The sequence below is a fragment of the Oceanihabitans sediminis genome, from assembly GCF_003337215.1.
Classification (GTDB): domain Bacteria; phylum Bacteroidota; class Bacteroidia; order Flavobacteriales; family Flavobacteriaceae; genus Oceanihabitans; species Oceanihabitans sediminis.
This window is the reverse complement of the sequence record NZ_QPIG01000002.1, coordinates 514,492-527,352: the sequence shown is the minus strand read 5'-3', so window position 1 is coordinate 527,352 and position 12,861 is coordinate 514,492. Positions and strand designations below refer to the sequence as shown.

The following is a 12,861-nucleotide window of genomic DNA, read 5'->3' as shown; positions in this document are numbered from 1 at the left end:
ATCGATAAAATAAGTATTTTGTCGATAATGATTTTTTCGTATGTTAATATTGAATTAAAATAGATATTTTTCGTAGTTAATTAACTAACCAAATAATTTATTATGAAGAAAACTACTTTATTATTATTTATGCTTATTAGTTCTTGGCTATCCATTGGTCAGGTGCAAGTAGGTGATGACACAGGGACAACAACCCTGCTTCCTATATCCAGTTGTTATGGATATACTTATTCGCAGCAAATCTATTTTGCTTCAGACATTAATGCTTCAGGTGATATAACTGCTTTGTCTTTTTATTTAGATGCAGCATCAAGCACATCAGATTTCTCCTCTAGTGATGAGTGGACAGTTTATTTAGGACATTCAACAAAAACAGAATTCGCATCAACAAGTGATTGGGAACCAGTTGCTAATTTAACACAAGCTTTTACTGGAGTTGTTACATTTCCAGCAGAGGATAATTGGTTTACATTAACATTAGATGCACCATTTACTTATAATGGCACTGATAATTTAATAGTAGCTATTGATGAAAACAAGCAAGGGTATAACTGCTCAATGTCTTGGAGAAAAACAGATGGAGCTGCTAATATTGCAATGTACTATAGAAGTGATTCGACGAATCCAGATCCTGCATCACCTTTAGATGCTAGTGCTCGTTTAAGCTATACTTCTAATATTATATTTGAAGGAATTGCACAAACTTGTCCGTCACCTTCTGGTTTAACAGCAACAAATATTACCACTACTAGCGCAGATTTAGATTGGACTATTGGAGATGCAGAAACATCTTGGAATATAGAATACGGTGAATTAGGTTTTACCCAAGGAACGGGAACAATAGTTTCAGAAACATCGACAAAGCCTTATAGTCTTACTGGCTTAAATCCATCAGCAACTTATGAGTTTTATGTGCAAGCTTTTTGTGGAGCAGGAGAGCAAAGTGCATGGATAGGGCCTTATAGTTTTGCAACGCTTTGTGATGCTTTTACAACACCTTTAACAGAGTCATTTGAAAATGGCGGAACAATTCCTAATTGTTGGAGTACATATAGTACAGGGACAAGAGTTTGGGATTTTAATACATCTCCTACATTTGGAAATGATTACTTTGATAATACTTCGGGGTCTGGATATTTTGCCTATGTAGATGCGTCAACTTCTGATACAGCAACTGATGCGACTTTAGAGACTCCTGAAATTGATGTAACTAGTTTAACAACACCTTACCTTAAATTTTATGTACATCATTATGTAGCAGGAGGGACTAACTCAAACACAATTACTGTAGATGTCTGGGATGGTGCAGCTTGGAATCAAGTATATATGGATGGTAATGGAGATGTTGATGCTTGGGAAATGGTAGGTATAGACTTATCCTCTTTAACAATTACAGGAAATATAAAAGTGAGATTCGTAGTAGATACAGAAACAAATTCTAATTATGAAAATGACATTGCTATAGATGATATGTCTATAATTGAAGCTCCAACTTGCCCAGAACCTTTAAGTTTAAATGTATCAAATATTAATCATGATTCTGCTGATTTAGTTTGGACAGTAGGAAGTTCTGAGACAGCATGGAACATTGAATTGGTTGATTTATCAGCTGGAGGGACTCAGACTATGACAGCTACAAACGCAGGAGTAACATCAAATCCATTTACTATAACAGGCTTGATAGCTCTAAATAATTACGAGTTTTATGTTCAAGCAGATTGTGGTGGTGGTGATTTAAGTGCTTGGTCGGGACCATTTAGTTTTTCAACAGGATGTGACCCAACACCTTTGGATGTTCCTTTCTTAGATAATTTTGAAGCTGCAACAGTTTGTGGTACTGTGATTAATGAGGGTACAGGTAATGAATGGACATATTCGTCTACAATGGGTGCTGGCTTTACAACGAATCATATGCGTTACTCTTACAATTACTCAAATCCTGCAGATTCTTGGTACTTTACACAAGCTATTAACTTAGTAGCAGGTCAGGAATATTATATTTCTTACGATTTCGGTAATTCAGGTTCTTGGGATGAAAAAATGAAAGTAGCTTACGGAACAGCTAACACTTCAGCAGCTATGACAACTGTATTAGCAGATTACCCAGCAGTTTCAGGTGGAGATTTACAAAGTGATAGCGTGACTTTTACGGCTCCTGCTACTGGAGTATATTACTTTGGTTTTCATGCGTATTCTGATGCGAATATGAATCAATTACGCCTAGATAATATTGTTGTAGATCAATCCTTATCTACAGAGTCGTTTGATAATCTTAATTCATTTAGATATTATCCAAACCCAGTAAACAATACGCTAACTTTAAATGCTAAACAAAATATAGATGGTGTAGCTGTTTATAATATGTTAGGTCAAGAAGTTTTACGTACAGCACCAAATACAGTTAATACAGAAGTTAATATGTCTGCATTACGTACAGGGGCTTACTTTGTAAAAGTTACTATTGGTAATGCTACAGAAACAGTAAGAATTATTAAGAACTAATCTTAACTCTTTATATATTATTAAAAAGCCACTCGAAAGAGTGGCTTTTTTTATGCGTAACACGTACATTTGTGTTATGCAATTACAGTTTTCATTTATCATTCCTGTTTATAATAGACCTCAAGAGATTGAAGAGTTATTAGCTAGTTTTTTTCAACTAAAAACAACTGTAGATTACGAAATCGTAATTGTGGAAGATGGTTCGGCTGTAAGCTCTAAGGAAGTAGTTGAAAGCTATTCTGATAAATTAAATATTTCCTATTACTTTAAAGCAAATTCCGGACCTGGAGATTCTAGAAACTTCGGAATGCAAAAAGCAAAAGGGAATTATTATATAATTTTAGATAGTGATTGTATTTTGCCCCCACAGTATCTAAGTGAGGTAACAAAAAGTCTAGATAATGATTATGTAGACTGTTTTGGTGGGCCAGATGCAGCGCATGAATCTTTTTCTAATATTCAGAAGGCAATAAATTTTGCTATGACTTCTTTTTTAACAACAGGAGGGATAAGAGGTAAGAAGAATAGCGTGAATACTTTTCAGCCTAGAAGTTTTAATATGGGAATTTCTAAAGAAGCCTTTCAAAAAACAGGAGGTTTTGGAAATATACACCCTGGTGAAGATCCGGATTTGTCTATTCGATTATGGAAACTTGGTTATAATACAAAACTAATTCCAGAAGCCTTTGTATATCATAAAAGAAGAATTTCATGGTTTAAATTTTACAAGCAAGTGCATAAATTTGGTTTAGTAAGGCCAATACTTAACTCTTGGCATCCACATACCAAGAAAATCACTTATTGGTTTCCAACAGTTTTTACTATAGGACTAATTGCTTCGTTATTATTGTGGTTGTTTGGATTTAAAGTGTTACTTTATGTATATATAGCTTATTTTATAATAGTATTTATAGCAGCTTTATTTCAGACTAAAAATATAATTATAGCATTACAAGCATTGTTTGCAATCTGTATACAGTTTTTAGGTTACGGTTACGGGTTTTTAAAAACAACTTTATTTATTAGTGTCTTAAACAAAAAACCGGAACAAAAATTTCCAGATTTATTTTTCAAAAAATAATGATAAACACAATTAAAACGAAATTACTTTCTTTTATAAGAACTAAAAAAATCAATATTTTTTTATTGTTTCTAGTTTTATCTTTTGGAATTTTATTGCTGACAAAACTTTCAAAAAGCTATACCAACACCTTTACATTCAATATAGCTAAAACTAATATTCCTGAGGAGCAAGTGGTTTTAAACGATTCTAGCCAAGTGCTAGAAATAACCATGAAAGCTTATGGATTTGAATTATTACAGTATCATTTATCTAAACCAACTATAAAAATTGACTTTTCAACAGATATAGATCAAACCGACTCTCTATATATATGGTCTAAAAACAAAGGCTTTGCATCCTTACATAAACAGTTTAATAAAAACATTGAGCTAGTTAATATAGTTCCGGACAGTTTGTGGTTTTCTTATGATGTATATGACGTAAAGAATGTACCAATAGAGCTTGTTTCAAATATAAGTTATAGTCCAGGGTATAATCTAACCGATAAAGTTGTGTTAGAGCCTGACTCTATAAGAGTGATAGGGGCTAAGTCTTTATTAGATAATATTAAAACTATAAAAACAGATACAATTACTTTAAGTAACGTGAATCAAAATATTACTAAAAGAGTAGTGCTGAAGTTAGAAGATTTTGATAAAGATTTAAAGTTTTCGAATAAAGAAACTATGCTTTCTGCAGTTGTAGAAAAATATACCGAAGGAACCTTGCCTATTCCTGTTCAGGTAATTAATGTCCCTATAGATATTAACTTGAAACATTTCCCTAAATCAGTAAACGTATCGTATTATACTAGCTTGGCGAATTTTAATGATATTCATGTGGCAGATTTTAAAGTTGTTTGCGATTATAGTAAATTAGTAGAAGGGCAAACCTCTTTAATTCCAGAATTGGTAAAAAAGCCAGAATTCGCGAAGTATTGTAAATTAAAACAAGAGTTTGTAGAATTTATAATAACCGAATAGCGTTTTAGAAATAAAGAAGATAGTCTGCCAAAATAAATATAAGCATCCCATGAAAATAGTTGGTCTTACAGGAGGTATTGGTAGTGGTAAAACTACCGTAGCAAAAGAGTTTAAGAAATTAGGTGTTCCTATATATATTGCAGATGATGAAGCTAAAAAACTCATGAATACTTCTAAGGTAATTAAAAGAAAGTTGGTAGAGTTATTTGGAGAAGAAGCTTATATTAATGAGGAATTAAACAGACCTTATTTGGCTAAAATTATTTTTAATGATGAAAGCTACTTACAAAAAATGAATGCTATTGTGCATCCTAGAGTAGCAAAACACTTTCAAAAGTGGGTAAAAAAACAAGATTCTCCATATATAATTAAAGAGGTAGCAATTTTATTTGAAAACGGAAGCTACAAACACTGCGACTTTATAATAACAGTTACTGCAAAAATACAGACTAGAATAGAACGTTTGCTTAAAAGAGATAATACTACAGTCTCTAAAATTGAAGCAATTATGAAAAACCAATGGCAAGATGATAAGAAAATTGCCTTGTCTGATTTTGTCATTAAAAATAATGTGTTAGAAGATACTGTAAAACAGGTTCAAGAAACACATAACCAACTACTTAATTCTATTTATAAACGTTAACTTTAACATTTTTGTTAAGGTAAGGTTAAATGGTAGGCCTTCTAAATGTTAAAATGTTAATTTTGAACAGATGAGCAAAAAACTATTCATCTTATTGGTGGTTTTAATGAGTTTATCTCTAATTGGGATTATCTCATTGCAGGCGTACTATATAAAAAACTCTGTAGATAATAAAAAGGAACAGTTTACTTTTAATGTAAAAAAGGCATTAAGTTATACTACTTCTACAATAGAGAATAAAGAGATTGATAAGTACTATACCAAGTATCAGCAATTAGCAGATCAAGAAAAGCTAGCAGATACCGTAGCAATTAGAAACTTATTTATTGTACAGCAAAACCAAAATACCAATGAAACGATAGTATATAAAAGCGGTATTTTTGAAGAGAATTACACATTGTCTTCTGCGTTCTTTGACTTAGGTTTAGATAGAGATAGTATTAATATTCAGAAAATATTAAGTAATTCTGAAACGAAGATTTACTCAAATTCTTCTACTTCAAATGATTTAAATACGAATCCGGTATTAAGTATTTCCAACTCTGGAAGACTTACCGAAGCAGAAAAAATTTCCTTTGAAAAGGCTTTTAGGTTTTTTGCAAGTAGAATGCCAATTTATAAAAGAGTATCTCCAAGTGAAATAAAGAGATTGCTTAAAAAACAATTGAGAGAAGATAATATTGATATAGATTTTGAATTTGCAATTTATGATAACGATTTAGCAACTAAAGTACAAAGTGAAGCTTTCGAATTGCAGAATGGTTCTACTTTTAGCGTACCAATTTTCGATAATGAATTAAAAGAAAATAACTACAGGTTGCTACTTAATTTTCCGAAACATAATAAATTCATTTGGTCTTCTATAATCAGTATGATTGTGTTGTCTTTCGTTTTTACAACCATTATCATTATTGCTTATGCAAGTGCATTACTTCAGCTTTTTAGGCAACGTAAAATTTCTGAAATTAAAACCGATTTCATCAATAATATGACGCATGAGTTTAAAACACCTATTGCTACTATTAATCTAGCTTTAGATGCTATTAGAAACCCAAAGATTATAGATGATAAGGAAAAGGTGCTTCGTTACTTAGGAATGATTAAGGAGGAAAACAAACGTATGCATGCACAGGTAGAAAATGTATTACGAATATCTAAACTTGAAAAAAACGAGTTAAACATTAGTAAGGAAAATGTGGATTTACACGACTTATTAGAAGATGCAATCACGCATGTAGAACTAATAGTGGAAGATAGACAAGGTGCTATAACATCAAAACTGGAAGCAGAAAAAACTTCAGTTTTAGCAAATGATACGCATTTTGTTAATGTTTTAGTAAACGTGCTGGATAATGCTATAAAGTATTCGCCAGAAGCACCAATAATAGAAGTAAGTACAGAAAATGTTGGAGAAAACATTTTAATTAAAATAAAAGACCACGGAAGTGGAATGAGCAAAGCAGCTCAAAAAAGAGTGTTTGAAAAGTTTTATAGAGAACACACAGGAGACATACACAATGTAAAAGGTCACGGACTAGGATTGGCGTATGTAAAAAGAATTGTAGATGACCATCATGGTTATATTACAGTAGAAAGTGAAAAAGACAAGGGAAGTACCTTTACTATAAGGCTTCCGTTAATATCATAAAGTTATGAATGAACAACAAAAGAAAATTTTACTAGTAGAAGATGATCCTAACTTTGGAACAGTCTTGAAGGATTATTTAATGATGAATGATTATGAAGTTACACATGCCAAAAATGGTATGGAAGGCTTTGAGAAATTTAAAAAAGATGATTTCGACTTATGTATTTTAGATGTAATGATGCCTTATAAAGACGGATTTACTTTAGCTAAAGAAATACGTGAGAAAAATACAGATGTGCCTATTATATTCTTGACTGCAAAAGCAATGAAAGAAGATGTGCTGAAAGGTTATAAGGTAGGTGCAGATGATTATTTAAATAAACCATTTGATAGTGAAGTACTTTTAATGAAGATTAAAGCAATCATTCAGCGTAAAGCTTCAGACTCTGTTACAGATAGTAAACAGTTTGAATTTCAAATTGGTGGATTTAATCTAAACTCTAAGCTTCGTTTTTTAACTTATAAAGGTGGTGATCAAGTGAAATTATCTCCAAAAGAAAACGAACTTTTAAGACTATTAGCTTTACATGAAAACGATTTAATGCCTCGAGAATTAGCGTTAACTAAAATATGGAGAGACGATAATTATTTTACGTCTAGAAGTATGGATGTATACATTGCTAAATTACGTAAGTATCTAAAATTAGATGAAAATGTAGAAATTCTTAATATTCATGGGGAAGGTTTTAGATTAGTTGTTAATAACGAAGCTAAGTAAGACTTAACTTTATAGTATAAAAAAATCCAACTTTTAAAGTTGGATTTTTTTTTGAGCTTAATTATAATTTCTTGTTATTTATTTCTTTTATAATGTCTTCTACATTGGTTTTATAATCAAACCAAAGTGTGTTTTCATTTCTTTTAAACCATGTTAATTGGCGTTTTGCAAAGCGACGACTGTTCTTTTTAATTTCGCTTATAGCAAATTCCAATGTCCATTCTTGGTCAAAATATTGGAATAATTCTTTGTAGCCTACCGTATTTAATGCGTTTAAATGTTTCTTCGGTATTAGTTTTTGAACTTCGCCTAATAAACCTTCCGAAACCATTATATCTACTCTTTGGTTTATTCTGTCGTATATAATTTCTCTTTCAGCAGTTAAGCCAATAGATATCGTCTTAAAGTTTCTTTTGTTTTTGTCTTTGTTTAAAAAGGAGGAATAAGGTTTACCTGTTCCTAAACACACTTCCAAGGCTCTTACCACTCGTTGTGGGTTTTTTAAGGCAATAGTGTTATAGGTTTCCTCGTCAAGGTTTTTAAGCTGCTCTTGTAGTTTTTCTAGACCTTCGTTTTCTAGCCTTAAGTTTAATTCTTCTCTAATACTTTTATCTACATCAGGAAAATGATCTAAGCCTCTGGTTACAGCATCTACATATAACCCAGAGCCACCAACCATAATAACTATATCGTGTTTTTTGTAAAGCGTATCTAGCTTTTGTATAGCGTCTTTTTCAAAAGAACCAACACTATATTTATTTTCAATAGATTTATGGTGAATGAAATGATGCGGTGCAGCTGCTAATTCTTCAGGAGTTGGTGCAGCAGTTCCTATTTGCATTTCTTTAAAAAACTGCCTAGAGTCTGCCGAAATAATTTCCGTATTAAAATGCTGCGCTAATTTAATGCTTAGCGAAGTTTTTCCTATTGCAGTAGGACCTACAATAGAAATTAGATACTTATTATTTTCTATACTAGAGATAATTTAGGAGTATTGAGGTTAGGTATTTAAATCGTGACCGCAGTTGAAGCAGAACTTAGCTCCATCTTTGTGACCTTCTTGCATACAGTTATGGCAGGATAAGGAGTTTGTGTCTATTTCACTTGGGTGCGGAGGTATAGGTGAAACACTATGCTTATGTTTATCGTCAGAGTCATTCATTTTGCTGTCTTGTTTAGCGTATTCTGCGGTAACAATTCCTGTAGGTACAGCAATTATTCCATACCCCATAATCATTACAAAGGAGGCGATAACTTGCCCTAGTGGTGTTTGCGGAGTAATATCTCCAAAACCAACAGTTGTAAGTGTAACAATACACCAATAAACACTTTTCGGAATATTGTCGAAGCCGTTTTCTTTTCCTTCAACCAGGTACATTACTGTTCCTAGAATAATAGTGGTAATTAACATGGTTAATACAAACACTAAAATTTTGGCCCTACTTGCTTTTAAAGCTGTTGCTAAATGGTTCGATGCAGAAAGAAATCTTACAAGTTTTAAGATTCTAAAAACACGCAATAGCCTAATAGCTCTAAATGCTACAAGTGCATGCGTTCCTACAAATATTAAAGATAGATATTTTGGGAGGGTAGAAAGTAAATCGATAACACCATAGAAACTGGTAATGTATTTCAGGGGTTTTTTTACAGAGATAATACGTAAGATATATTCTATAGAAAACATAATGGTAATTACCCATTCTGAAATATCAAAGAATGCATGGTATTGATTATCTAAAGATTCCACACTCTCTAGCATCACTAATAAGATACTCGCTAGTATGGCTATAAGTAAAATAATGTCAAATAGCTTACCGGCAGGAGTTTCCGCTTCATAAATAATATCATGAACTTTTATTTTCCAATCTATATGTGGTTTTTTTTCGGCCATTAAGTATTTAAATAATTACTTATATTCTCAAAAGTAGTGAAAAGAGATTAATTACTTCGTTTTAATACAATAGTACTGTTCTTTTGGATATTTACAACGGTACTCATTGCTTTTTTTATATACGGATAAAATTCTTTAGTATATATTTCTTGGTTAAAGCTTAGTTTAAAATAAACAATTATTTCATTATTATTTACAAGGGTATTAAATAGTAATTGTCCTGTATTTTCTGGTAATTGTAAAATAGTTTCTTTTGGTGTTTCTAGAATTTCAAAAGCAGTATCTATTTTAATTTTATACGAATATATATAAGCTCTTTTATATCCAAAATCTAATGGATAGCTACGTTCTTGAAGTTTAAAAGGGTTTTCTTCAAAAAAAGTAAAGATAAACGGGTTTATATAAAGCTGTTCTCCAATTTGTTCTGCTTCGTAATTAATTTTAAAACTCTCATTAAAGTCTAAGCTGTTTTTTGCTTCGGTTTCTGCTTGGTATTCAAAAATTTCTAAATTCTCATATTCATCTTGTAAATCCTTTTGGTGTTGTATTGGGTTTTCGAAATACGATTTTTTTTCAGTTAAAGCAGGATATCCTCTATTATTAAATTGAATCTCGCCAGTTATATTTTGATCTGCATGTAATTGAAGATTTACTCTATAGTTTATATTAGAACCAGGAAGCGCTTCAATATCTACCCATTTGCTTCCGTTTTTAAAATCTAGAAGTCTTCCATATTGATTTAAAGCTCTAAACGGAATTTGACCAAAGCTTAAATACCTATCTGTAGCATCTAATAAATAGGTTTTATTATTAATGCTTGCTTGTACAATTAAATAATTAAAATCGGAAATTACAGGATATATAGTTGTTGGTAAACCATTGTTTCTAGTAGAAAGAATTATGGGTTTTACTTCTATATTGCATGCTTCTAGTAAATTATGCAAAAGAATATTAATTTCGGAAACACTTCCAGATTTTTTATCTATTAAATTTTTTATAGAAACATCTTCAAAAATACTATAATTGCTATTCCAAGTATAGTTGTCCTGAATGTGTTTGTAAATCTGTTCAGCTTTTTTCAGAGCGTCTTTTTCTTCTAAAATATCGGCACTTAAGAGCTGTTTTTTATCTACTTTTCTTTTTAATTGTTTGCCTATGTTTTTGTTGTCTCTAATTTCTCTATCTGTGTTTTTCCAGGTTTTGGTTATGTTTTCAACAGTTCCGTCAAATCCTTTAAAAGTTTTTAATTCATATTCTATTCTTGATAGGTAATTGCTTTTAGTTGTCATAAAATCTTCTTCAATAAAAGCAGGAATGTTTTTCATGATATAAATAGATTCGGTACAGTCTGAAGAACCTCCTCTAGCAGTTTCTAGGCAATGATGTTTTAAATCTGATTTGTTTTTTGCTAGTGGAATAGTGCCTACAAGTTTTATATTATAATCATAATTAGCAGGAATGCTAGTATTGTATTCGCTATATAGTTTAGGTATTTCACTTTGAAACTCCCAACCTTTAAACTTGTAAATAAAAGGTAATGTAAGGGTGTAACTATAAGTTATTACAGAGCCTTCTTGAATATTTGGAAATGTAAATTTAACTAAAGTGTAATTCTCATTATATTTTTCTGTGTAGATTTCATTTTTATTAAGCTCTGTTTTATGGATGTTTCCATTAACAAGATTATGTGTGGTGGCTTGAATATCAGAAACTTTTTCCTTTTTACTTCCCGAGTTATAAAGGTAAATCATAACCGTAGCATGATTATAGCCTTTTTTATTTAATATCTTTAATTTTTGTTTGAACTCGTGTTTTAATTCAAAAGAACTATCATCAACATAGGTTTTACCAAATTCGTAGATAACTAAAGCATTTGCTGTAGAATCTTTTTCAAAAATATTGGTTTCTAAATCAGCTTTGGTTGCAGCATAATAATTATGATGAAACTGCTGTGCTTGCCCCAAAAAAACGGTAGTAAGAAGAAAGCTAATTAGTAGGTATATTTTTTTCATTTACTTTATATTTAAAACTTTTATATTTTTATTTCGTCTTAAATAGCTTTTAATAATATGTTGGGTATCTTTATTGTTTTCCATTGGTGTAATTATAGATTCTAAGACATCTAAATTATTTATTTGATAGTTTAAATTAAAGAATCCAATTCCTTTAAAAACACCATTTTGAATTAAAATAGCAGAGCGTTCATCTACTTCACGACCTCTATCTACAATTACTATATTTTCATTAGAAAAAGAGTTTTTATCAATTAGCTGTTGAACTCTTTTATTGTATTCCTCGGGAGCTTCTTCTTGTACACAAGCTCCTTCGCAAGTTTTTACGGTGTAATTAAAACAGTGGCTTTTAGAATCATATAAACCTGTAAGCTTTTGGCATAATTGATATTCTTCTACTTTATTAAACATAAAACTTTTAGCACTTTGTCTGTTACTAAAAGTAGTAATAGGTTTTTTTCTTCCGTCTACCTTATCAATTTTTAGATTGATATAGCCATTTTCATCTGTAAAACTGTATAGAGCGTGGGTGAAAACAGTTTTTCGCAATGCTCTATTGTAGATGGGTTTATTTTGTTTTATAGCTTCACTTTCTTTTAAAAGTGCAACAAGTTCGCTACCGCATGCTTCGTATGTTACTGCAGCAACTTGAAGTTGAATTTTTTTAGCCTTACGAGTAGTTCCTGTAAAGTGCTGGTTAATACGCTTTCTAATATTTTTACTCTTTCCAATATAGATTATTTCTCCATCTGCTTCGTGTATATAATATACACCGGTAATAGCAGGTAGGCTTTCAATAATACTTAAAAGTCTAGACTCTACTTGAGTTTTAGGTTCGTGCTTTATAGATTCTTGAATGATGTTTTTCTTTACATCTTTTTCTAAAAGAATTTTAAATAATTTAACCGTTGCAAAAGCATCTCCGGCAGCTCTGTGCCTATCTGCAACAGGAATGCCTAATGCTCTAGTAAGCTTCCCAAGACTATAGGATTCTTGTTCCGGAATTAGTTCTTTAGAAAGTTCTAAAGTACATAAAGTCTTGCGTGTAAAATCGAAGCCTAAGCGCTTAAACTCAGTACGCAGAATTCGGTAATCAAATTTTGCATTATGAGCAACTAATATTGTGTCTTCGGTGATTTCAACTATACGTTTTGCTACTTCGTAAAATTTAGGCGCATTGCGTAACATTTTGCTGTTAATTCCGGTTAGGTTTACTACAAAAGGTTGAATTTCGCGCTCTGGATTTATTAAACTAATAAACTGGTCAACCACTTCATGGCCATCATATTTATAAATGGCAATTTCTGTTATGCCTTCTTCATTATACTTACCACCAGTGGTTTCTATGTCTACTATTGTGTAAATGAGTTCTGTTTTTTTAGTACTTGTCAATACGAAAGG

At 31.3% G+C, this 12,861-nt stretch carries 10 protein-coding genes; 6 read left to right on the top strand and 4 right to left on the bottom strand.

Features of this window, described 5'->3' with window-relative positions; translation table 11 throughout:
• Window positions 1–102 precede the first annotated feature (102 nt).
• The 6 genes from DU428_RS08140 (at window position 103) to DU428_RS08115 (ending at window position 7,557) form a co-directional block, all read left to right on the top strand.
• Window positions 103–2,502, top strand: a complete 2,400-nt coding sequence (locus DU428_RS08140) for a fibronectin type III domain-containing protein (protein ID WP_113965928.1) — start codon at window positions 103–105, stop codon at window positions 2,500–2,502.
• Window positions 2,503–2,578: 76 nt separating this feature from the next.
• On the top strand, window positions 2,579–3,583 hold the full coding sequence (locus tag DU428_RS08135; RefSeq protein ID WP_072351594.1) for a glycosyltransferase: 1,005 nt from the start codon (window positions 2,579–2,581) through the stop codon (window positions 3,581–3,583).
• The gene (locus DU428_RS08130; RefSeq protein ID WP_083585098.1) at window positions 3,583–4,548 is read left to right on the top strand and encodes a CdaR family protein; all 966 of its coding nucleotides are present in this window, start codon (window positions 3,583–3,585) and stop codon (window positions 4,546–4,548) included. The genes DU428_RS08135 and DU428_RS08130 overlap by 1 nt, the downstream gene beginning before the upstream one ends.
• Before the next feature lie 49 nt (window positions 4,549–4,597).
• The gene (coaE, locus tag DU428_RS08125; RefSeq protein ID WP_113965929.1) at window positions 4,598–5,191 is read left to right on the top strand and encodes a dephospho-CoA kinase; all 594 of its coding nucleotides are present in this window, start codon (window positions 4,598–4,600) and stop codon (window positions 5,189–5,191) included.
• A gap of 70 nt (window positions 5,192–5,261) precedes the next feature.
• Complete coding sequence (locus DU428_RS08120) at window positions 5,262–6,839, top strand: sensor histidine kinase (protein WP_072351597.1); 1,578 nt, start codon at window positions 5,262–5,264, stop codon at window positions 6,837–6,839.
• A gap of 4 nt (window positions 6,840–6,843) precedes the next feature.
• On the top strand, window positions 6,844–7,557 hold the full coding sequence (locus DU428_RS08115) for a response regulator transcription factor (RefSeq protein ID WP_072351598.1): 714 nt from the start codon (window positions 6,844–6,846) through the stop codon (window positions 7,555–7,557).
• A gap of 61 nt (window positions 7,558–7,618) precedes the next feature.
• Here the strand turns inward: DU428_RS08115 and miaA are convergent, their stop codons facing one another.
• The 4 genes from miaA to DU428_RS08095 are packed head-to-tail and all read right to left on the bottom strand — an operon-like array spanning window position 7,619 to window position 12,825.
• Complete coding sequence (gene miaA, locus DU428_RS08110; RefSeq protein WP_113965930.1) at window positions 7,619–8,530, bottom strand: tRNA (adenosine(37)-N6)-dimethylallyltransferase MiaA; 912 nt, start codon at window positions 8,528–8,530, stop codon at window positions 7,619–7,621.
• A gap of 27 nt (window positions 8,531–8,557) precedes the next feature.
• Window positions 8,558–9,448, bottom strand: a complete 891-nt coding sequence (locus tag DU428_RS08105) for an ion transporter (RefSeq protein ID WP_113965931.1) — start codon at window positions 9,446–9,448, stop codon at window positions 8,558–8,560.
• Window positions 9,449–9,495: 47 nt separating this feature from the next.
• Entirely contained in the window at window positions 9,496–11,460 is a 1,965-nt protein-coding gene (locus DU428_RS08100; protein ID WP_113965932.1) for a DUF3857 domain-containing protein, read from the bottom strand.
• Window positions 11,461–12,825 (bottom strand): exonuclease domain-containing protein, encoded by a 1,365-nt coding sequence (locus tag DU428_RS08095; protein WP_113966177.1) that lies wholly within the window; start codon window positions 12,823–12,825, stop codon window positions 11,461–11,463. It lies immediately after the preceding gene.
• Between the last annotated feature and the right edge of the window lie 36 nt (window positions 12,826–12,861).

Coding starts and splice junctions, on each gene's coding strand:
- DU428_RS08100 (WP_113965932.1), bottom strand. CDS start 11,460: ATGAAAAAAATATACCTACTAATTAGCTTTCTTCTTACTACCGTTTTT.
- DU428_RS08120 (WP_072351597.1), top strand. CDS start 5,262: ATGAGCAAAAAACTATTCATCTTATTGGTGGTTTTAATGAGTTTATCT.
- coaE (WP_113965929.1), top strand. CDS start 4,598: ATGAAAATAGTTGGTCTTACAGGAGGTATTGGTAGTGGTAAAACTACC.
- DU428_RS08135 (WP_072351594.1), top strand. CDS start 2,579: ATGCAATTACAGTTTTCATTTATCATTCCTGTTTATAATAGACCTCAA.
- DU428_RS08105 (WP_113965931.1), bottom strand. CDS start 9,448: ATGGCCGAAAAAAAACCACATATAGATTGGAAAATAAAAGTTCATGAT.
- DU428_RS08140 (WP_113965928.1), top strand. CDS start 103: ATGAAGAAAACTACTTTATTATTATTTATGCTTATTAGTTCTTGGCTA.
- DU428_RS08115 (WP_072351598.1), top strand. CDS start 6,844: ATGAATGAACAACAAAAGAAAATTTTACTAGTAGAAGATGATCCTAAC.
- DU428_RS08130 (WP_083585098.1), top strand. CDS start 3,583: ATGATAAACACAATTAAAACGAAATTACTTTCTTTTATAAGAACTAAA.